General features: G+C 62.9%; 20 protein-coding genes. 14 read left to right on the top strand and 6 right to left on the bottom strand.

Annotated features, from left to right (window positions below):
- The first annotated feature begins 28 nt into the window (after positions 1–28).
- Genes cobT through V6617_RS03175 form a run of 3 tightly spaced genes read left to right on the top strand, consistent with a single transcriptional unit; the run spans position 29 to position 3,972 of the window.
- Positions 29–1,912, top strand: a complete 1,884-nt coding sequence (cobT, locus tag V6617_RS03185) for a cobaltochelatase subunit CobT (protein WP_338609048.1) — start codon at positions 29–31, stop codon at positions 1,910–1,912.
- A 20-nt stretch (positions 1,913–1,932) separates the two neighbouring features.
- Positions 1,933–2,916 (top strand): esterase-like activity of phytase family protein, encoded by a 984-nt coding sequence (locus tag V6617_RS03180; RefSeq protein ID WP_338609047.1) that lies wholly within the window; start codon positions 1,933–1,935, stop codon positions 2,914–2,916.
- Between the two features lie 12 nt (positions 2,917–2,928).
- Entirely contained in the window at positions 2,929–3,972 is a 1,044-nt protein-coding gene (locus V6617_RS03175) for a M42 family metallopeptidase (protein ID WP_338609046.1), read from the top strand.
- A gap of 53 nt (positions 3,973–4,025) precedes the next feature.
- On the opposite strand, the gene V6617_RS03170 is transcribed toward V6617_RS03175, so the two are convergent.
- Both V6617_RS03170 and rpmB read right to left on the bottom strand, forming a co-directional pair.
- Complete coding sequence (locus V6617_RS03170) at positions 4,026–4,661, bottom strand: VUT family protein (RefSeq protein WP_338609045.1); 636 nt, start codon at positions 4,659–4,661, stop codon at positions 4,026–4,028.
- A gap of 234 nt (positions 4,662–4,895) precedes the next feature.
- Positions 4,896–5,180 carry a 50S ribosomal protein L28 gene (rpmB, locus tag V6617_RS03165; RefSeq protein WP_338609044.1) on the bottom strand — a complete coding sequence of 95 codons (285 nt, stop codon included), beginning with the start codon at positions 5,178–5,180 and terminating at the stop codon, positions 4,896–4,898.
- A 315-nt stretch (positions 5,181–5,495) separates the two neighbouring features.
- On the opposite strand from rpmB, the gene V6617_RS03160 reads away from it, so the two are divergent.
- Both V6617_RS03160 and V6617_RS03155 read left to right on the top strand, forming a co-directional pair.
- Positions 5,496–6,284 carry a DUF3108 domain-containing protein gene (locus tag V6617_RS03160; protein ID WP_338609043.1) on the top strand — a complete coding sequence of 263 codons (789 nt, stop codon included), beginning with the start codon at positions 5,496–5,498 and terminating at the stop codon, positions 6,282–6,284.
- Between the two features lie 92 nt (positions 6,285–6,376).
- Positions 6,377–6,844: a hypothetical protein gene (locus V6617_RS03155; protein ID WP_338609042.1), complete on the top strand. Its 468-nt coding sequence runs from the start codon at positions 6,377–6,379 to the stop codon at positions 6,842–6,844.
- On the opposite strand, the gene V6617_RS03150 is transcribed toward V6617_RS03155, so the two are convergent.
- The 3 genes from V6617_RS03150 to V6617_RS03140 form a co-directional block, all read right to left on the bottom strand.
- Positions 6,841–8,091, bottom strand: a complete 1,251-nt coding sequence (locus tag V6617_RS03150) for an MFS transporter (protein ID WP_338609040.1) — start codon at positions 8,089–8,091, stop codon at positions 6,841–6,843. The two genes, V6617_RS03155 and V6617_RS03150, sit on opposite strands and share 4 nt — an antisense overlap.
- Positions 8,088–8,684: a helix-turn-helix domain-containing protein gene (locus V6617_RS03145; RefSeq protein ID WP_338609039.1), complete on the bottom strand. Its 597-nt coding sequence runs from the start codon at positions 8,682–8,684 to the stop codon at positions 8,088–8,090. Before V6617_RS03145 ends, V6617_RS03150 begins: the two co-directional genes overlap by 4 nt.
- Positions 8,685–8,757: 73 nt before the next feature.
- Positions 8,758–9,303, bottom strand: a complete 546-nt coding sequence (locus V6617_RS03140; protein WP_338609037.1) for an AAA family ATPase — start codon at positions 9,301–9,303, stop codon at positions 8,758–8,760.
- A 443-nt stretch (positions 9,304–9,746) separates the two neighbouring features.
- Here V6617_RS03140 and V6617_RS03135 point away from each other — a divergent pair, with 443 nt between their 5' ends.
- The 3 genes from V6617_RS03135 (at position 9,747) to fdxA (ending at position 13,569) form a co-directional block, all read left to right on the top strand.
- Positions 9,747–12,716: a helicase-related protein gene (locus tag V6617_RS03135; protein WP_338609036.1), complete on the top strand. Its 2,970-nt coding sequence runs from the start codon at positions 9,747–9,749 to the stop codon at positions 12,714–12,716.
- Positions 12,717–12,720: 4 nt separating this feature from the next.
- On the top strand, positions 12,721–13,050 hold the full coding sequence (locus V6617_RS03130; protein WP_338609034.1) for an RNA-binding S4 domain-containing protein: 330 nt from the start codon (positions 12,721–12,723) through the stop codon (positions 13,048–13,050).
- A gap of 180 nt (positions 13,051–13,230) precedes the next feature.
- Complete coding sequence (gene fdxA, locus V6617_RS03125; RefSeq protein WP_338609032.1) at positions 13,231–13,569, top strand: ferredoxin FdxA; 339 nt, start codon at positions 13,231–13,233, stop codon at positions 13,567–13,569.
- Positions 13,570–13,576: 7 nt separating this feature from the next.
- On the opposite strand, the gene V6617_RS03120 is transcribed toward fdxA, so the two are convergent.
- Positions 13,577–14,500: a helix-turn-helix domain-containing protein gene (locus V6617_RS03120; protein WP_338609030.1), complete on the bottom strand. Its 924-nt coding sequence runs from the start codon at positions 14,498–14,500 to the stop codon at positions 13,577–13,579.
- Between the two features lie 165 nt (positions 14,501–14,665).
- On the opposite strand from V6617_RS03120, the gene V6617_RS03115 reads away from it, so the two are divergent.
- The 6 genes from V6617_RS03115 (at position 14,666) to V6617_RS03090 (ending at position 18,955) form a co-directional block, all read left to right on the top strand.
- Positions 14,666–15,829 (top strand): amine dehydrogenase large subunit, encoded by a 1,164-nt coding sequence (locus tag V6617_RS03115; RefSeq protein ID WP_338609029.1) that lies wholly within the window; start codon positions 14,666–14,668, stop codon positions 15,827–15,829.
- On the top strand, positions 15,826–16,356 hold the full coding sequence (locus V6617_RS03110; protein WP_338609027.1) for a MauE/DoxX family redox-associated membrane protein: 531 nt from the start codon (positions 15,826–15,828) through the stop codon (positions 16,354–16,356). The genes V6617_RS03115 and V6617_RS03110 overlap by 4 nt, the downstream gene beginning before the upstream one ends.
- A gap of 25 nt (positions 16,357–16,381) precedes the next feature.
- Complete coding sequence (mauD, locus tag V6617_RS03105) at positions 16,382–16,981, top strand: methylamine dehydrogenase accessory protein MauD (RefSeq protein WP_338609026.1); 600 nt, start codon at positions 16,382–16,384, stop codon at positions 16,979–16,981.
- A gap of 23 nt (positions 16,982–17,004) precedes the next feature.
- Positions 17,005–17,556: a methylamine dehydrogenase light chain gene (locus V6617_RS03100; protein ID WP_338609025.1), complete on the top strand. Its 552-nt coding sequence runs from the start codon at positions 17,005–17,007 to the stop codon at positions 17,554–17,556.
- Positions 17,553–18,002, top strand: a complete 450-nt coding sequence (locus V6617_RS03095; RefSeq protein ID WP_338609024.1) for a cytochrome c — start codon at positions 17,553–17,555, stop codon at positions 18,000–18,002. The genes V6617_RS03100 and V6617_RS03095 overlap by 4 nt, the downstream gene beginning before the upstream one ends.
- 392 nt (positions 18,003–18,394) lie before the next feature.
- Positions 18,395–18,955 carry a CarD family transcriptional regulator gene (locus tag V6617_RS03090; RefSeq protein WP_338609023.1) on the top strand — a complete coding sequence of 187 codons (561 nt, stop codon included), beginning with the start codon at positions 18,395–18,397 and terminating at the stop codon, positions 18,953–18,955.
- The last annotated feature ends 114 nt before the right edge of the window (positions 18,956–19,069 follow it).

The following is a 19,069-nucleotide window of genomic DNA, read 5'->3' as shown; positions in this document are numbered from 1 at the left end:
CCCGGCGTGACATCAGACGAAGAGCAACATGGCCCAGCCCCCGCGCATCAAAGCCAACAAGCCCGATCCCACCGGCCCGTTCAAGGCAGCGGTCGGCGCCGCCTTGCGCACCGTCGCGGGCAAGCACGATCTCGAGGTGAGCTTTACCGCAGACCGGCCTATCCTCACCGCAGACAAGGCCCGCCTTGCCGCCCTGCCCCGCCTGCCGACCTCCCGCGATATCGCCATCGCCCGCGGCCAGGGCGATGCCATGGCCATGCGCATGGCCAGCCACGACGCAGACACCCATCGCCGCCTTGCCCCCAAGGACCCCGATGCCAAGGCCGCCTTTGACGCGCTTGAACAGGCGCGCGTGGAATCGCTTGGCTGCTCTCGCATGGCGGGCATGAGCGGCAATATCGCCGAAATGATCGAGGACCGGCTGTTCCGCGCCAATTACGCCAATGTCACCGACCTCAAAGACGCGCCTTTGGCCGAAGCGCTCGGACTGATGATGCGCGAAAAGGTCGCCGGCATCCCCATCCCGCCCTCGGGCACCCCCATTGTCGATCTCTGGCGCGAAAAGCTCGAAGGTCGCATTGGCACTTCGCTTGATGAACTGGCAAGCCACCTCGACAACCAGGCCGAGTTTTCACGCAAAACCCGCTCCATCCTGCGCGACCTCGACCTTCTGGCCGAAGCCGACCCCGATCAGTTCGATTCCGACGATTCCGAAGGCTCCGATCAGGACGCCCAGAACAACCAGGCCATGAACGGCGAGGAGGAAGAGCAGGACGGCGACGCCGACAACCAGGACATGGACGGCACCGACGAGGCGCCGGGCGAACACGAGGAATCCGGCGACGTCGAAGGCATGGAGGCCGACAGCGCCGACACCGATGAGGACGCCCAGGCCGAAGCCGGCGAAGACGCTCCCGCCCCGCCCCCGCAGGGCGAAGGCGACCAGCGCCTGTCCAATCAGCCCACCTACAAGATCTTCACCGACAAGTTCGACGAGATCATCTCGGCCGCCGATCTGTGCCCGCCCGAAGAGCTCGACCAGCTCCGCCAATTGCTCGACAGACAGCTCGAACATCTGGCCGGCGCCGTCGCCCGGCTGGCCAACAAGCTCCAGCGCCGTTTGATGGCCCAGCAGAACCGCGGCTGGGATTTCGACCTCGAGGAAGGGGTGCTCGACACCGCACGCCTCACCCGCGTCGTCACCGATCCGCTCCAGGCCCTTTCGTTCAAGGCCGAACGCGACACCGAATTCCGTGACACCTGCGTGACGCTCCTGATCGACAATTCCGGCTCCATGCGTGGCCGCCCCATCACCATCGCGGCGATCTGCGGCGATATTCTCGCGCGCACCCTCGAGCGCTGCGGCGTCAAGGTCGAAATCCTCGGCTTTACCACCCGCGCCTGGAAGGGCGGCAAGTCCCGCGAAGCCTGGCTCGACGCCGGACGCCCACCCAATCCCGGCCGCGTCAACGACATCCGCCACATCATCTATAAAGGCGCCGACGAGCCCTGGCGCCACGCCAAGCGCAATCTCGGCCTGATGATGCGTGAGGGGTTGCTGAAAGAAAACATCGACGGCGAGGCCCTGCAATGGGCCCACAAGCGGATCGTCAACCGCCCGGAAAACCGCCGCATCCTGATGGTGATTTCTGATGGCGCGCCGGTCGATGATTCCACGCAAAGCGTCAATCCGGGCAATTACCTCGAAGCCCATCTGCGCGCCGTGATCGAGGAGATCGAAACCCGCTCCCCGGTCCAGCTCGTCGCCATCGGCATCGGCCATGACGTGACCCGCTATTACCGCCGCGCCGTCACCATTCTCGACGCCGACGAATTGGCCGGCGCCATGACCGACAATCTCGCCGCCCTGTTCGATGAAGAACTGCCCGGTGAAGCCCGGAGGCGGCGCTGAGACGTTTTGCCAGCGCCTCCGTGGTTGCCATAACGCTCGTTCTGGCGGTAGAACCGGCCTCCGCACAGTCCCCGAGCGCCGAGGCGATCGCGGTTTCCGCCCGGCCGATCACAAGCTTCCGCAACGCCGCGATCGGTGAGCAGGTCGGTAGCCTGATTTTTGCGGGCGGGCTGGAATTGACCGGCGCCCACCCCGATTTCGGCGGCATTTCCGGTCTCGCCTTCCGCGATGCGGCCCGCTTCGTCATGGTCACCGATCAGGGCCGTTTCCTCTCCGGGTCCCTCGATCTTGCCGATGGCGCTCCCGCCGGCCTCTCCGGGGTCGAGATCGATGTCGTGCGCAATTCATCGGGCAATCCGCTCCCCAACAAGTTTTCCTCCGATTCCGAAGCCATCGAAGTGGTCGTCCGCAACGGCGGGCCCGACGCCGTGCGGGTGGGGTTTGAAAACCTGGCCCGCATCGCCGAATTCGACCTCCTCGATGGTCGCCCCTTTGGTGCAGCGCGCGAAATCGCCATCCCCCAATGGCTGACCGATCTGCGCACCAATGAATCGATTGAATCGGTGTGCATCGCCCCGCCCGCTTCCCCGATTGCCAGATCGACCCTGATCATCGCCGAGGCCCACGCCCGGACCGCTGGCCAATGGGCTGCAACCCTTCTGGGCAATCGCGACCGCGGCGATCTCGGCCTTGCCATGGCGCCCGGCCTCAATCCCACCGATTGCGCCTTCCTGCCCAATGGCGACCTGCTGGTTCTCGAACGCGGGCTGGCGTTCCTCGCCTTTTCCATGCAGATCCGGCGGATCCCCGCTAACGAAGTCCGCCCGGACGCCACACTGGATGGCGAAATCATCCTCTCAGGCTCGGGCAGCGCCGTCGACAATTTCGAGGCCCTGGGCGTGCGCAGCTTGCCCGACGGTCAAACCCGCGTCACCATCGTCTCCGACGACAATTTCAATTCCTTCCAGCGCACCCTGCTGCTTGAATTTTCCTTTCCCGACTAGGAGCCCCCCGCCATGAACATCGACCTCCTCCGCGCGCTTTGCGAAACCCCCGGCGTTCCCGGCCGCGAACACCGCGTGCGAAAGCTGATCGAGACCGAAATCGATGGTCTGTTCGATGAAGTCCGGACCGATTCCATGGGTTCGCTGATCGCCATGCGCCGCTCGCGGACCAAGGTGAAAAATCCCCTCAAGATCATGCTGCTCTGCCACATGGACGAGATCGGGTTTCTGGTCACCCATGTGTCTGAAAAAGGCTGGATCCACATCGACAATGTCGGCGGCTTCGATCCGCGCACCCTCTTCGCACGCCGCGTCAAAGTCGTTACCCCCGATGGCGATTACCCAGGCGTCATGAACGCCGGCGGGCGTCCGCTGCACATCTCATCGCCCGAAGATCGCAAGAAAATCCCCGCCATCAAGGAGTTCTTCGTCGATATCGGTTTCGGCGCCGAGACCCGCGAGAAAGTCCAGGTCGGCGATTTCATCGTCATGGACGAACCGCTCGTCGAAATGGGCGCCAAGATCGTCTCCAAGGCCCTCGACAACCGCGTCGCCTGCTGGCTGGGCATCGAGGCCATCCGCGCCCTGGCCGAGAGCGGGGTCGCCCACGATTGCGAAATTCATGTCGCCTTCACCACCCAGGAAGAAGTGGGCCTGCGCGGCGCCCGCACCGCCGCCTTTGCCGTCTTGCCCGATATCGGACTGGGCATCGACACGACACTCGCCTGCGACACACCGGGCGTGCCCGAAAACGAAATGGTCACCGCCCAGGGCAAGGGCGTGGGCCTGACCATCAAGGACGGCTCGTTCATCGCCGATTTCGATCTGGTCGAGGAAATCGAGGCGCTGGCCAAAAAACAGGATATCCCCGTCCAGCGCTCCATCCTCGCCTCGGGCGGTCAGGACGCCGCCGCCGCCCAGCAGGCCGCCGCCGGCGCCCGCGCCATCGGCATCGTTGTGGGCACCCGCTACATCCACACCGTCGCCGAAATGATCGAAAAATCCGACCTTCAGGCCGCCCTCGATATTCTCGTGGCCTACCTCAAGAGCAAATAGCACCCGCCGCAATCACCATAAAAAAGGGCGCCGCATCGGGCGCCCTTTTTCCATTATGCCACCGACACGACCCGGTCGGGTATCGCCCGCCGCAGCGCCTTATAAGGCACCAGCAGCACCAGCGTGACGGCGATCTTGACGAGGAAGTCGCCCACCGCCAGCGACACCCAGAGCGGCACGTCCGGCCCCACCGAAAGGAAAGGGGTCGCGAAGGGGAGCGAGCCGTCGTCCAACCCCAGCCCGGTATCGAGAAACGCAAACGCCGCCGCAAAGGCGATGCCGAAAAACAGCACCGTATCGATCACCGCACCCAAGACCGACGAGATCAGCGGCGCGTGCCACCATTTGCCCGCCCGCAGCCGGTCGAAAATCGAAACGTCGAGAAACTGGGCGATAAGAAAGGCCGAGCCCGAAGCGATCGCAATGCGTGGCGAGGCCAGAAAGATGCTCCAGACGACCGCAATGGCGAAGCCCACAAGCACCACCACCCGCGCCGCCGCAGGGCCGAAATGGCGGTTGGTCAGATCGTTGACCATAAAGGCCACCGGATAGGTGAACGCGCCCCAGGTCAAAATATCGGCGAGATTGATCGCGCCGAGCGAGGCTTCAACGGGAAACTGAACGAGATAGTTCGATGCGGTAACCACCACCGCCATGGCCAGAACGGCCCAGAAAAAACGCACGCCCATAGCGTCGTTGTCCTTTTTTCCAAGAGCGGCAAGATGACCGCCGGATTGATGCCACGAAGCCGTGTGGCTCCGATGAAAATGGACGCGGGCCGGTAGATGACCGGTGCGTCCCGGAGCGTTCTCAGCAAAAGTGGCGGCCACTTTTCCGGTTCGAGAACGCGACCGGATAGAAAACAACAACGCCGCGTCAGGTCACCCTCACGCGGCGCGAAAACTTTTGCGCGTCGTTTCGCCTTAGCTGGCGATGGCGGCGCGAACTTCCTTCTTGATACCCAAGGCGCGAACCGAAAGGTCTTCGTCCTTGGCCTTCATAAGGAACGCATCGAGACCGCCGCGGTGCTCGACAGTGCGCAGCGCAGAAGCGGAAATGCGCAGCTTGACCGAACGCTCAAGCGATTCCGAAATCAGCGTCACATCGCAAAGATTGGGCAGAAAGCGGCGGCGGGTCCGGTTGAGCGCATGGCTCACATTGTTGCCGGTCAACACGCCCTTGCCGGTGAGTTCACAGCGCCGTGCCATTGTCTTATTTCCTGTCAATCACATCGGGACCGGAAAATTCCCGGTCAACCGATTGGGTTTTGGTTGTTTAACTGTTCGCCCCGCCGAGCCGAAAAAGCGCACAACGCTCCTTCTTGGCGGTGCTCCAAGTGGAAGAAACTTTGGCCGGGGATATAGAGAAAGCCCCCCCATCCGTCAAGCGCTAGCGCGCATTGCGCCGGCTTTTATGTCGCCGCAACGCTGGACAGGCCGAATCCCAACGGGCAACGTAACCTCTCATCTGATTCGTGGGGCGCGAATCCGAGTTGTGGCCGCATGAACATGAACGAGACACGCGTGAAACGCCTTTCCCTTTCTTCTCTCGCCCTCGGCACCCTCCTTGCTTTCGGCCTTGCAGCGCCTGCCACCGCGCAGCAGCAGGGCTCCATCGCCTCCTACGTGGTGTCCATCGGCGGCATCAACGTCTCCAATATCGACATCAGGCTCGGGCTTGAAGGCTCGGACTACCAGCTCGATGTCGTGGCCGACGTCGCCGGGCTTGCCCAGGTCGTCGCGCAAGGCTCGGGCGCCGTCAATTCGGGCGGCGCAATCACCGCCACCGGCCTGCAGTCGAACCGCTTTTTCCTCGAAACCCGCACCGCCAACGAACGCTTCGCGCTCCAGACGGCCTATTCTGGCGGCAATGCCTCGGTCGGCGACGTCACCCCGCCCCTCAGCGACAATCCCGACCGCGTGCCGGTCGACGCCTCTCACCGTTCCGGGGTCAACGACCCGCTTGCCGCTTTCATCCTGCGCGGCGAAGCCCTCGACGGGACGCTGTGCAACCGCACCCTGCGCATCTATACCGGCATCGAGCGCTTCGACATGCCCTTAAACTTTGTCGAAACCACCACCGCCACCTCGACCCGCACCGCCTACCAGGGACCTGTGGTCCTGTGCGCCATGCGCTACGTGCCCATCTCGGGCCATTTCGAAACGTCCGAAATCACCGCCTATCTCCGCGATTCCAAACGCATGCTGGTCTGGTACATGCCCCTGCGTGATTCGGGCTTTTTCATCCCCTACCGTGTCCTGATGGGCTCGAGCTTTGGCGACATTTCAATGGTTCTGGTCGGGCTCAACTAAAAGGGGCGCGTTTACCAAGCCCACCGGTTGAGCTTGCCTGACCCCCATTCGCCGCACCAAATGGCTCCGCAATTGAACCTGGGGGCATGGGGATGTTTACCAAACCGCTGAGCGGGCGATCCTACGCCACTGCCCTGTTGATCAGGGCCGGTGTGATCCTTGCTGTCTTCGCCGCCGCCTTTACACTCTTTTCCTTGTCGATGGGTGATTGCTCGGCAGGCTCGGGAGCATGTGGGGCGGGGATGGCAGTTTTTATTTTGGCTGCACTGGCGACATTGGCAATCTTTGTTCTCTCCATTGTCGGCATCTCGGTCCGCCGCGCACGGGATGCCGGCTGGCACCCACTGATCGGCCTCTTTCCCGTGCTGTTGCCATTCGTCATGTATACGCCCTTGCAGGGTATCCTGGTGCTCACCGGACCACTTTTCCTGCTATTCATGCCTCTTTTCTTTCCGCCTTTGAGCATAGCGTGGCTGGCAACAATCGCGATGCTCTGTTTTGCCCCGACCGCCACAACGCGCAGCAGGCAATCCGCCAGCAACCGCCCACCGCGCATCTAAGCTGCGCGCGCTCGGCCCGCCTCCAGCGGCCGCTTGGAAAACCCCCGAAACCGCTTGAACACCAGCGGCATCAACGTCATTGCCAGATAAAAGACCCCCGCGACAAAGAACGCCGCCGAAAGCCCCAGCCCGGCGATCAGCGCGCCACCGAAAATCCCCCCGAACGGCATGAGCGCCCAGGCCGAGGCCGTGACCAGCGATGAGACACGCCCCACCAGCTTTTCCGGTATCCGCTCCAGGATCACCGCCGAAAGGATGGGATTCAAGAAGCCCGACGCGAACCCGCCCACAGCCAGCGTTGCAAGAATGCCGGCCAGCGGCGCATCGAACGCAAACACCGCAAAACGCGGCAGCGAAATGATCATGAAAGCGCCGACATAAACCGGCAGCCTCGGCATCTTCTCGCCCAACGCGGTGGCCACCATGGCCCCCAGCACCGAAAATCCCGACATCACCGCAAAGATCAGCCCCAGCGTTTCGGCGCCGCGCCCGCCCTCCTGAGCCCACACCGGCACCAGAACCGCAGCATAAGCCTGATCGAGCAGATTGGTCACCGCCACCATCACAGCGATCCCCACCAGAACGGCATCGCCGCGCAAGAAGGCGAAACCTTCCCTAAGCTCGCTGCCATAGCTGGTCTTTGCCTCTGGCGCATCCGCCTCGGCTTTTTCCCGCGTCCCCGGCCGCACCCCGGCCAGCAGGATCGCCGCCGCAAAACCCAGGGTCACGGCATTGAAACTGAGCGCCATGGCCGGCCCCACCAGGGCTACCAGCGCCCCGGCCGCACCGGCCCCCACCGTCGACGCCAGCCGCTCGATGGTGCCCACAACGCCCGTCACTCGCTCCAGCGGCAACTTGCCCCGGCGTGCCACGAGCGGCACCAGCGCATGCTTTGCCGCATCGGCCGGGCCCTGCAACAGCCCCACCAGCGCTACGAGCGGAAACAGCAAGGGCACGCTGAGCAGCTCGAGCGCCGCCAGAAGCGGGATCGCGCCGACGGCAAACAGCCCGAAAAAATCCCCAAGAACCGAAACCCGCCGCGGTCCGACCCTGTCGATCAATGGCCCGCCCAGAGCCTTGGCCAGCACATAGGGCGCCATTTCGGCAAACACCACGAGCCCGGTCAGCAAAGGATCGCCCGTTACCGTCAGCACCAGCCAGGGAATGGCGATCACCGACAGCCGTGTGCCCGAAATCGAAAAGGTCTGCGCCACCACAAGCGCAAAAAAATCGCGACGCCCGCTCATTTGTCCTCTCCCTTGCCGAAAGGGCGATAGGGAAAGCCGTGCAGATGCACGGTGAACGCTCGCCAGCCCTCGGGCAAGTCTTCGCCCGGCGCCGGTGCCTCGGCCTTGTGCCGCGCCAACAGCGCGTGGATCTCATCCATCAGCGCCCTGGCCGCCTCGGGCGACATGGCAATTGTGTAATCGGAAAAGGTCTGTGCCTTCTTCCAGTCGTGGGGCAGATCGGTAAACCCCTCATGGGCCCGCTGCATTGCCGCTGCATGGTGGCTGACCACCGATTGCATCATCGCCATGCTGGCATCGAGCGCTTCGCCCGGCTCGGCCTCGGAAGGCTCGATCATGGTCGCTTCGTGCCGCGCCTTCCACCAGCGGTCGCGCCTGTTGCCGCGTGCCTCATCGGCCTCGATGAACCCGTGCTCGGCCAATTGGCGCAAGTGGTAGCTGGTTGCCCCCGAATTGAGCCCAAGCCGCTCGGCCAGCGTGGTGGCCGTCTGCGGCCCCTCCATGCGCAATATGCCCAGCATTTTCAGCCGCTCAGGATGGGTCAGCGCCTTGAGCGCTCTGGAATCGGGTACGATTCTGGAAATTTCGCGCATTGGACAACCTCGATGGCATCAATTGCCACCAGGCTATAATCGCAAAGATTATTTTGCAAACATTTATTTGCAATCATGCGCCCGGTAGGTTTTCCAACCGCGCCAGCACAAAGTTCACACGCTCGGAAACGCCGATCCTGGGAAGTACGATAACCTCATAGCCCAGCGCCGGATACGCCCGCTCCAGCCGGTCATACTCGGCAACCGCTTCCTCAAAACCATGCTGCCGTTCGGGATCGGTCACATAGATCTCGCGCCAGGGCGGCGTCAGAAACACCGTTCGATTGTAGCGTTGCGCCTCCAATACGCTCCGGTCCAGTTCACCCCCATCCACCGATTCGAGCGCCACGGCCGCATCGACCAGTCCTCTGTCGAAAAACACCCAGCCCTGAAGATCCCCGGCCCGCACCCGGTCCTCCAGCGCCAGCGCCATGGCCCGCTGCGCAAACGCCGCCATGTCGATCCACGGCAGCGCCAGCCCCGGCCCGGCCATCTCCTGCGCCACGATCCGGCGGCCGGGTTCCTCGACGGTCGCAAAGCCCCGCGCGTCCAGTTCGGCCAGCAGCGTGGACTTGCCTCCGCCCGAACAGCCCGAAATCACCACAAATTTCTCGCTCATGTCCGCTCCGCCGCAATATCGCCGACGTCCCATTCCGGGACGGTCAAAATCTTTTTCGTCAAAATGAAAGAATTTTTACCCCGGCAACCGGGCCATCGCCCCTTTATCCGCATCGCGCGGATAAAAAAATCGTCTTAACGCTTCATCAGCACTTGCCCCGATTTCCCGCCCGTTAACCAGTTGGCAACCAAGATGAACGGTTTTGCTGCCTTTTTCGCCCGCGTGACGGCGCCCGACGCTGCTTTAGTGGCCCACCGCTCCACCCCACCACCACATGCTGTAGGGAACAAATCAGGATTCAGACCCGCTCCCCGATTCGGTTCGGGTTTGTTCCGTTTTCGTTCAAATTGTTAAGTTTGCCCGCCCACCGGCCATTGCCTTTCCCGCTTTGATACACCACCTTGCGGGGCAAAAGCCTTTACCCTTGCCCTTTCCCAGAGCCGATGACCACAACACCATCCCAGGCCGTAAAGGCCGTGCTCGGCCCCACCAATACGGGCAAAACCCACTATGCCATCGAGCGCATGCTGGCCTATCGCTCGGGCGTTATCGGCCTGCCGCTGCGCCTTCTGGCCCGCGAGGTCTATAACCGGGTCGTCGAACGGGTCGGCGAATCGGCGGTGGCCCTGGTCACCGGCGAAGAACGCATCGTGCCAAAGGCCGCCCGCTACTGGGTGGCCACTGTCGAGGCCATGCCCACCGACATGATGGCCGATTTCCTCGCCATCGACGAAATACAGACCGCAATCGATTTCGATCGCGGCCACGTCTTTACCGACCGCCTGCTGCACGCCCGCGGCCGCGCCGAAACCCTGCTGTTGGGCGCCCAGACCATGGAGCCGGTCATCCGGCGCCTTTTGCCCCATGCCGACATCACCTTCCGCCCCCGCTTTTCCCAGCTGAGCTGGGCCGGGTCGCGCAAGATTTCGCGCCTGCCGCGCCGCTCAGCCATCGTCGCCTTTTCCGCTTCGGAAGTTTACGCCATTGCCGAATTGCTGCGCCGCGAACGGGGCGGGGCTGCCGTCGTCATGGGCTCGCTCTCCCCGCGCACCCGCAACGCCCAGGTCGATTTGTTCCAGAACGGCGATGTGGAATTTCTCGTGGCCACCGACGCCATCGGCATGGGGCTCAATCTCGACGTCACCCACGTCGCCTTTGCCTCCGATTCCAAATATGACGGTCGCCAGTTCCGCCCTTTGACGCCCGCCGAAATCGGCCAGATCGCCGGCCGCGCCGGACGCCATATGCGCGACGGCACCTTTGGCGTCACCGGCGGCACCGACCCCTTTGACGAGGAAACCATTGCCGCCCTCGAAGCCCATGACTTCGCGCCCGTCAAACAACTCCAGTGGCGCAACCGCGACCTTGATTTTTCCTCGCTGACCGCCCTGCACGCCAGCCTCGAGGTCACGCCCGAACACCCGGCTCTCACCCGCGTGCCCGTCGCCACCGACCAGCGGGCCCTCGAATTTCTCCTGCGCCGCGAGGAAGGCCAACTAGCCAATTCCCGCGAACGCACCGAATTGGCCTGGGCCTGTTGCCAGATCCCCGATTTCCGCGACATTTCCCCCGCCGCCCATGGCGAAATCGTCACCCGAATCTTTTCCGGCCTTGCATTAGCAGGAAGGATAGACGCTGACTGGATTGCCGAGCAGGTCCGGTTCTGCGACAATACGGTTGGCGACATCGATACGCTGTCCAACCGGATCCGCCAGATTCGGACCTGGACTTTCATTTCTAACCGCAGGAACTGGCTGGAAGACCCCACGCACTGGCAGAAAACGACCCGAGCGATCGAGGACGCTTTGTCCGACGCCCTGCACGAAAGGCTGATCCAGCGTTTCGTCGACCGGCGGACCAGTGTGCTGATGCGTCATCTTAGAGACAAGCAGATGGTATCACCAGAAATCACCGAAAACGGCGAACTCGCGATCGAAGGCCACATCATCGGCACGATCGAAGGGTTCCGATTCACGCTCTCGCGCATCGACGGCGAGGCCGATTCGAAAAACCTGCGCTCCGCGGCCACCTCGGTTGTCGCGCCCGAAATCGCCAAACGCGCGGACCGTCTGGCCGGCGCGCCCAATGAGGAATTCGTCCTCGCCACCGACGGCGTGATCCGCTGGCGTGGTGAAGTGGTGGCTGAACTGGCCGAAGGCGCCACCCTTTTTGCCCCCCGCATCATCATTTTGGCCGACGAGAGCCTTTCAGGCCCCGATCTCGAAAAGGTCGATGATCGCCTTTCGCTCTGGCTGCGCCATCATATCAACACCCAGCTCGAACAGGTCATCGCCCTGCTCGAGCCGGCCGAACTCGAAGGCGCCGCCCGCGGCATCGCTTTCCGGCTGGCCGAAAACCTGGGCATCATCGCCCGGCCCGAAATCGCCGAAGAGGTCAAGGCGCTCGATCAGGACACCCGCGCCAAGCTGCGCAAGCTCGGCGTGAAATTCGGTGCCCACCACATCTACCTGCCGTTGACCCTCAAGCCCGCGCCGCGCGAACTGGCGCTGATCCTGTGGGGTCTCAAGCATGGCGGCGTGCGTCAGCCGGGCATTTCCGAATTGCCCCATATCATTTTGTCTGGCCGCACCTCCTTTCCCATCGATCCCACTTTCGACCGCCGCCTTTACGAGGTTGCCGGCTTTAAGGTCGCCGGTGAACGCATCGTGCGCGTCGATATCCTCGAGCGCCTGGCCGACATCATCCGCCCGCTCGTCGCCTATGACGCCAACCGCCCCGTCGACACCCCGCCGCCCGAAGGGGCAGCCGAGGCCAATGGTTTCCGCGTTACCGTCGAGATGACCTCGCTCTTGGGCTGCGCCGGCGAAGACTTCGCCTCGATTCTGAAATCTTTGGGCTATCGCCTGCGCCGCACGCCCAAGGTGCCGGCCGAAACGACGTCGGCTGAACCAATGCCCGCTGCCGACCCGGCTACCGCTGAGACGCCCGCCGCTGATACCGCTCAAGCCGAATCGGCGCCCGCCGAACCGATTGCCCAAACCGCTGTCGCCGAAGCAGCGCTTGAAGGCGCTCCGGTCGAGGCCGTCGCAGAAGGTGTCGCTGACGAGCCCGTACCTGCCCCCGAGGCGACCGCCGATTCCGAGCCGGTCCCTGCGGCAGCCGAAGCCGATGCTGCTGTACCCGCCGAGCCCGAGTTCGACGAAGTGTGGTTCCCGGCCGGTCGCCGTCCCGAGCGCACCCGCCCCGAACGCAACAAACGCGAAGGCAATCGCCCCCCGCGCCCCGAGGGCCAGCAGCGCTTCAAGGGCAAGGGCGGAAAACCGGGCCAGCCCGGCAAGGGCGGACATCAGGACAATCGCGCCAACGAGCGCCCCCGTCCCGAACGGCGTGAAAAGCCCATCGACCCCGATTCGCCCTTTGCAGCGCTCGCCGCGCTCAAGACCCGCAAATAAGGTCATGCCCTCCGAGCGGCAGGATCGTCAGCGCCTCGACAAATGGCTCTGGCATGCCCGCATCACCAAGACCCGCACACTGGCCCAGAAACTCATCGAGTCCGGCGCCGTGCGGGTCAACGGCCAGCGCGTTCTCGACAGTGACCGCAGGGTCGGTGCGGGAGACGGATTGACCCTCCAGATCCACACCCGTCTGAAGGTTCTGCGCATCGCGGCGATTGCAGACCGGCGCGGTTCGGCGAGCGTTGCAGCCACGCTTTACGAGGATATTTCGCCTCAAGGGCTTCCAGAAAAGCTGGGTCCCACTTTTTCGGTTCGGAAGACCGAAACCTAGGGAAGGAGGCCGGCCGGCGTTTCGAAAGAAACGACAATCTGCCGACCTTGGAAAAACCGGAATCCTGATCGCTTTTGCCGCGCCTTCTTGGCAAGCGCACGCCTTGAAAGCCAACTCAAAACCGTTTAGCAAGCATGCGCTTGGCCATTTCCTCACACCGCCAGCTATCAGGATTGCCCCATGACCTATGTCGTCACCGACAATTGCATCAAGTGCAAATACACCGACTGCGTGGAAGTCTGCCCGGTCGATTGCTTTTATGAAGGTGAAAACATGCTGGTCATCCACCCCGACGAGTGCATCGACTGCGGGGTGTGCGAGCCCGAATGCCCCGCCGACGCCATCAAGCCCGACACCGAGCCCGGGTTGGAAAAATGGCTTGAGGTGAACACCAAATACGCCTCTATCTGGCCCAACCTCACCGAAAAGCGCGACGAATTGCCGGACGCCAAGGAGATGGACGGCGTCGAAGGCAAGTTCGAAAAATTCTTCTCCGAAGAACCCGGCGAAGGCGACTGATCCAGACTCAGACGGCCCGGCTCCGCATCAGCGTCTCGGACGGCGCCTCCCCGAACTGGGCGGCATAATACTGGGCAAACCGGCCCAGATGCCAGAACCCCCAGTTCATCGCCACGTCCGAGACGGTCCGTCCTGCCTCCACGCCATTCGACAATTCCCGCCGCACCGCATCGAGGCGCCGCAGCATGATCCATTCGCTTGGCGACAGTCCGGTGACATGTCTGAACAGCAAGCGCAATTGCGCCGGCTCCATCCCGATGGCCTCGGCCATGTCGCCAACCGATAGCGGCTCACCGGCCTGTGCTGCGATATAATCGCGAACCCGCCGATAATCGCTCGCGACGGCCGGTCGGAACAACAGAGCCGCGCCTTTCGCGTTACCGGCCATTCCCACCAGACGGTCGAGCAGCAGCCCCCTGAGCACCTGGTCATAATGCGGCCCTGACGGAGCGCACCCGCTGCCATGCGCATCGAGCAGCGACAACAGCCAGCCGGCAAGTCCTTGCACCTGCACGCATCGCTCGAGCATGGCCGGCGTCGAGAAATCCATCTCGGGCAAATGCGCTTGGAGCAATTCGGCTTCGATGCTGACGATCAACAGATCGGACGGCTCGCTCCCCACGATCACCACCTCCTGCCCGCCCGGCGCGATCATCAGCGAGCCGCTGGCCAGCGCACTGGCCTCCACCCGCCAGCTCCCATCCGCCCCCAGCGGGATGGCAAACAGCACCCGACCTTTGGGCCCGGCCGATTCCTGAAGAATCGGCACCCCGATCCGCTCGCGGTAGATCGTCATGCCCGCCAGCGCCAGCGTGTCGATGCTGCCCCAATACCGGCCGCGGCCAAGCTGGTCGTAGTGCTGCGACCAGCCCACGAGCCCGGTTTCCTGCTCGAAGGCGTCGGCATAATCGGCATGATGAAAGGCAAGCATACGAGGCGACCAGAAGATTGATCCGGCGCCATGCTAGCCAACCGCCCTCAAATTGGTCAACGAATTTATATGCCTAAAATTTACGCAACAATCGGAGTCAAACTGGATAGCGCGCCCGCTCGAAGCCCGCCTAAGCTTTGTCCATCAAACGCGATGGAGACCCGCATGGTAAGCCAACCCTACCTTCTGGCGCTGGCGCTCGGCACCGCTCTGACGCTTCCTGCATTCGCGCAGGAAAACGCCGATGCGCCAGAGCCGATCGCCCCCGAGACCCTGACGGTCAAGGAAGCGATCGATCCCGGCCCCAATATTTTCTCAAACGCCCAATCCTGGGACGGTGCCAGCCAGATCCAGGTCTGGTCGGCCGAGGATTTGACCTACAAGGGCAACATGACCGCCGGCCTGATGGGCCAGATGCTGATCTCCCCGGATGGAACAACGGCCTATGGCCAGTCCACCTACATGACCCGCATCACCCATGGCGATATCGAGCATGTGCTCGAAATCTACGACGTCGCGACCCTCTCGATCACCTCGGAAATCGCGCTGCCCGCCAAGGCGGCCATGGTCGCCGCCTACACGCCCTATCTGGCCATGAGCGCCGACGGCAAACTGGTTTATGTCCAGAACGCCACCCCCGCCACATCGGTCACCGTGGTCGATGTCGAGGCCGGCGAAGTGATCCAGGAAGTGCCGACACCGGGCTGTTTCGGCATCTATCCCACCCTCCAAGGCTATGGCTTTTCCACGGCCTGCGGCGATGGCACCTTTGCCAGCTTCGCTCTGGGCGCCGACGGCACCGAAGCGACCCGCTCGGTCTCCGAAGTCGTTTTCGATCCCGATGAAAACCCCATCTTCATCCCCGGCAAGCGCATCGGAGAGGCCCTGGCCTTCATCACCTACAATGGCGACCTGATCACGCTCGATGACAGTGGCGAAAGCGTCGCCCTGCTCGACACCGTCTCGATCACCGACGATGTCGAGGATGCCTGGGCGCCCGGCGGATACGACCTGTTCGCTTACAGCCCCACCGCCGACATCCTTTTCGTGACCATGCATTCCGAGCCCTACGACGGTTCCCACAAGAATGCGTCCGAGGAAATCTGGGCCTACGACGTGTCCGAGGATACCGTCCTCTACCGCACCCATGTCGAAGGCGTCATTTCCCTTTCCGCCACCGACGAAGAGGCACCCACGCTCTATGCCGTCAACGAGCACGAAGCGACGCTGGAAATCTTCTCGTCCGACCCCGAGGCCAAATACGTCCTCAAGCACGAAGCGTCCACCGACTCGCGCGGCTGGGCAACCCTGGTTTCGGTGGCCCCATGAGCGGCGCCGAATTCATGACCCTGCTCGCGGGCACGGCGGGCGCCTTTACCGCGCTGCTCTTTGCCCGCGCCGCATGGCACAAGCTGGCCGACTTTACCGAGTTCACCGGCTTTGTCGCTGATTATCAATTGGTGCCCGAGCCGATGGTGCGGCCCGTTTCGGCGGTCATCGTCGCCGCTGAAACGGCGGTCGTGCTCGCCTTCCTCCTCCCCGGCGGGGCGCCGTTCGGTGCCCTGATCGCCATGGCTCTGCTGCTTGGCTATGCCGGCGGCATGGCGATCAATCTGCGTCGGGGGCGGGACCGCATCGAATGCGGGTGCGGCGGGGCAGCCCAACCGCTGTCCTGGTCGCTGATCGGGCGCAACATCGCCATCGCCGCTCTGGTGGCCAGCGCGCTGTTCGCCCCGATCACCCTTAATCTCGAAGGCGCCATCGCCGCGATCGGAGCCGGGTTCACGCTCTGGCTGGGCTTTATCGCTGTCGAACAGCTTCTGGCCAACGCCGCGCGCTTTTCTCTCAAGCGCTGAGCGGCCAATTTTTTGGATGGATGACATGAATGCATTGATTTTTGCCGTTGGCGTTCTCTGGGTAATCGTTCTCGCCCTGATCGTCGTTATCTTCGCCCTCGCCCGCCAGATCGGGGTGCTGTTCGAACGCGTTTCGCCCATGGGCGCCCTGGTCAACGATTCAGGCCCCAAGATCGGCGACACGACGCCGGTCTATACCCTGCCCAATCTCAATGGCGGCGCGGTCACAATCGGCCCCAAGCCGAACCGCTCCACGCTGGTCTTTTTCGTCTCGCCCACCTGCCCGGTCTGCAAAAAGCTCCTGCCCATCCTGCGCTCGGTCAAATCCGACGAGGGCAAATGGCTCGATGTGGTGCTGGCCAGCGATGGCGAACCGGATAAGCACAAACGCTTTATCGACACCGCCAGGCTCTCGGACTTCCCCTATGTGGTGTCCACCGAGCTCGGCCTTGCCTACCGCGTTTCACGCCTGCCCTTCGCAGTGCTTTTCGATGAGCACGGCACCATCAAGGCCAAGGGCCTGATCAACAATCGCGAGCAGCTCGAGAGCCTGTTCAACGCCTCCGAAATGGGCGTCGGCTCGATCCAGAACTACCTCGACGCCCCAATTCCGGCCACCAACTGAACGCGCTTAAGGGAGCACTAGATATGAATGGTTTGATCGACTCTCTTCTGGCCTGGATGGACAAACGGGCCGAAAACTCCGCCCGCCAGGTCGCCCAGCAGACCGGCCGGCGCAATTTCCTCTCAAGGGCCGGCGCCGCTGTTGTCGGCGGTGTCGTGGGCGGCACCATGTTGCCCATGCTGCCCTATGACCGCAATTTCGGCATGGCTTTCGGTCAGGAGGGCGCGTCCACCGATGGCGACCAGACCGCCTGCGAATACTGGCGCTACTGCGCACTGGACGGCAATCTGTGCAATGATTGCGGCGGCGCCATCGACCAGTGCCCGCCAGGCTCGGAAGCCTCCTCGGTCGCCTGGGTGGGCACCTGCGCCAACCCCAATGATGGCCGCGACTACCTCGTGTCCTACAATGATTGCTGCGGCAAGGCGTCCTGCTCGGGCTCGTTCTGCTTTACCTCGGAAGGCGAGCGCCCCGGTTATCGCATGGGGCTCTATAACGACATCAACTGGTGCATGGCCAACGCGTCCAAGGGCTATCACTGCACCGTTGCCGTCGTCGTGGGCCTTGCCGAGTGATCAGGATTGCCACCCTGACCCTGCTCCCGGCGCTGCTTTTTGCGGCGCCGGGTTTTGCCCAGGATAAGACCCCTCACACCAATTACGTGCTGCGCTGTGCCGGCTGTCACGGCATGAGCGGCGCGGGGGCGCCTTCCGCGGGAATATTCGATTTCAACGGCATGGTCGGCGCCTTTGCCGGCATCGACGAGGGCCGCACCTATCTCATGCACGTCCCCGGCGTCGCCGGATCGGGCCTTTCGGACGCCGAGATCGCCGCGGTCATGAACTATGTCATGGAAACCTGGGCCGGCGATTCCCTGCCCGAGCCCTACGAGCCCTTCACACAAGCCGAAGTGACCGCGCGCCGCGCCATCCCCATCCCCGATGTCGTCGAAAACCGCCGCGAAGTGGTCGCCCTGCTCGAGGCTCTGGGCATCGAAACGGCCGACTACCCCTGGCCCTGACCGGCGTGCGCGCAAATCGGCTGTGGCCGGTTTGGGGCGGTCAACTGCCAGTGGTATTGAAAATCACACCCGCGCCCACCATATGCGATTGCGCGCCGCACGGCATCGCAATAGGCCCGCGCGCCGGTTGATTCGTAACTTTTGATTTTGTCATCAAACTGTGGTATTGTTCCCACAACCAGTTGCATCAGCCCTCACGCTAACCTGTGCCCCGAAGGGCACTTTTTTGTGAAACAAGCCACAAAGCCAAAACGAACTGACCGGAAAACAGCGGAACCGGCCGGGAGAGTTGTGCGACTGAAAAAACGGTCCCTGCCGGGATCAGGAAATTGAGGCGAGACGCGTCTGCCGCAATGAGCGCGTCCGCCACGGCGTCAACAGGAGTAGCCAATATGGCAACTAAAAAGACCACGCAGCGTGCGGGCTTCAAGACCGGCGAGTATGTCGTTTACCCCGCCCATGGTGTTGGCCTCATCCAGTCCATCGAGGAACAGGAAGTTGCAGGACTTTCTCTCGAGCTGTTCGTCATCGGTTTCGAACAGGACAAGCTGACGCTCCGCGTGCCCGTTGCCAAGATCAATTCCGTGGGCATGCGCAAGCTGGCCGAACCCGAAGAAGTCACCAAGGCGCTCGAGACCGTCACCGGCCGCGCCCGCGTCAAGCGCACCATGTGGAGCCGCCGCGCGCAGGAATACGAGGCCAAGATCAATTCGGGCGATCTCATCGCGATCTCCGAGGTGGTCCGCGACCTTTACCGGTCCGAAGAGCAGCCCGAGCAGTCCTATTCCGAACGCCAGCTCTTCGAGCAGGCCATGGACCGCATGAGCCGCGAAATCGCCTCGGTCAACAAGATCACGCTGACCGAAGCGGTCAAGCTCATCACCAAGAACCTCGCCAAGAGCCCGCGTCGGGGCAAGTCCGACGCAGCCGATGCCGAGGAAGCCGCAGCGTAAGCCGCACTCTCAATCAATGCAAAAAGGCCGGTCCCAGCGACCGGCCTTTTTTGTGTGTGCCCATACAGGCGAACGCCTCAGGGTTGGTATGGAACCGGATTTTTCACCGGGGAA

Origin of the sequence: Pelagibacterium nitratireducens, from assembly GCF_037044555.1 — a bacterium.
In the GTDB taxonomy this organism is placed as follows: domain Bacteria; phylum Pseudomonadota; class Alphaproteobacteria; order Rhizobiales; family Devosiaceae; genus Pelagibacterium; species Pelagibacterium nitratireducens.
Note: the sequence above shows the minus strand (reverse complement) of the source record. Positions and strands in the feature narration are given on the sequence as shown.

Bases quoted from the DNA above. Each gene is read 5' to 3' on its own strand.
- cobT (WP_338609048.1), top strand. From the start codon at position 29: ATGGCCCAGCCCCCGCGCATCAAAGCCAACAAGCCCGATCCCACCGGC.
- V6617_RS03175 (WP_338609046.1), top strand. From the start codon at position 2,929: ATGAACATCGACCTCCTCCGCGCGCTTTGCGAAACCCCCGGCGTTCCC.
- V6617_RS03170 (WP_338609045.1), bottom strand. From the start codon at position 4,661: ATGGGCGTGCGTTTTTTCTGGGCCGTTCTGGCCATGGCGGTGGTGGTT.
- rpmB (WP_338609044.1), bottom strand. From the start codon at position 5,180: ATGGCACGGCGCTGTGAACTCACCGGCAAGGGCGTGTTGACCGGCAAC.
- V6617_RS03155 (WP_338609042.1), top strand. From the start codon at position 6,377: ATGTTTACCAAACCGCTGAGCGGGCGATCCTACGCCACTGCCCTGTTG.
- V6617_RS03150 (WP_338609040.1), bottom strand. From the start codon at position 8,091: ATGAGCGGGCGTCGCGATTTTTTTGCGCTTGTGGTGGCGCAGACCTTT.
- V6617_RS03145 (WP_338609039.1), bottom strand. From the start codon at position 8,684: ATGCGCGAAATTTCCAGAATCGTACCCGATTCCAGAGCGCTCAAGGCG.
- V6617_RS03140 (WP_338609037.1), bottom strand. From the start codon at position 9,303: ATGAGCGAGAAATTTGTGGTGATTTCGGGCTGTTCGGGCGGAGGCAAG.
- V6617_RS03135 (WP_338609036.1), top strand. From the start codon at position 9,747: ATGACCACAACACCATCCCAGGCCGTAAAGGCCGTGCTCGGCCCCACC.
- V6617_RS03130 (WP_338609034.1), top strand. From the start codon at position 12,721: ATGCCCTCCGAGCGGCAGGATCGTCAGCGCCTCGACAAATGGCTCTGG.
- fdxA (WP_338609032.1), top strand. From the start codon at position 13,231: ATGACCTATGTCGTCACCGACAATTGCATCAAGTGCAAATACACCGAC.
- V6617_RS03120 (WP_338609030.1), bottom strand. From the start codon at position 14,500: ATGCTTGCCTTTCATCATGCCGATTATGCCGACGCCTTCGAGCAGGAA.
- V6617_RS03115 (WP_338609029.1), top strand. From the start codon at position 14,666: ATGGTAAGCCAACCCTACCTTCTGGCGCTGGCGCTCGGCACCGCTCTG.
- V6617_RS03110 (WP_338609027.1), top strand. From the start codon at position 15,826: ATGAGCGGCGCCGAATTCATGACCCTGCTCGCGGGCACGGCGGGCGCC.
- mauD (WP_338609026.1), top strand. From the start codon at position 16,382: ATGAATGCATTGATTTTTGCCGTTGGCGTTCTCTGGGTAATCGTTCTC.
- V6617_RS03100 (WP_338609025.1), top strand. From the start codon at position 17,005: ATGAATGGTTTGATCGACTCTCTTCTGGCCTGGATGGACAAACGGGCC.
- V6617_RS03090 (WP_338609023.1), top strand. From the start codon at position 18,395: ATGGCAACTAAAAAGACCACGCAGCGTGCGGGCTTCAAGACCGGCGAG.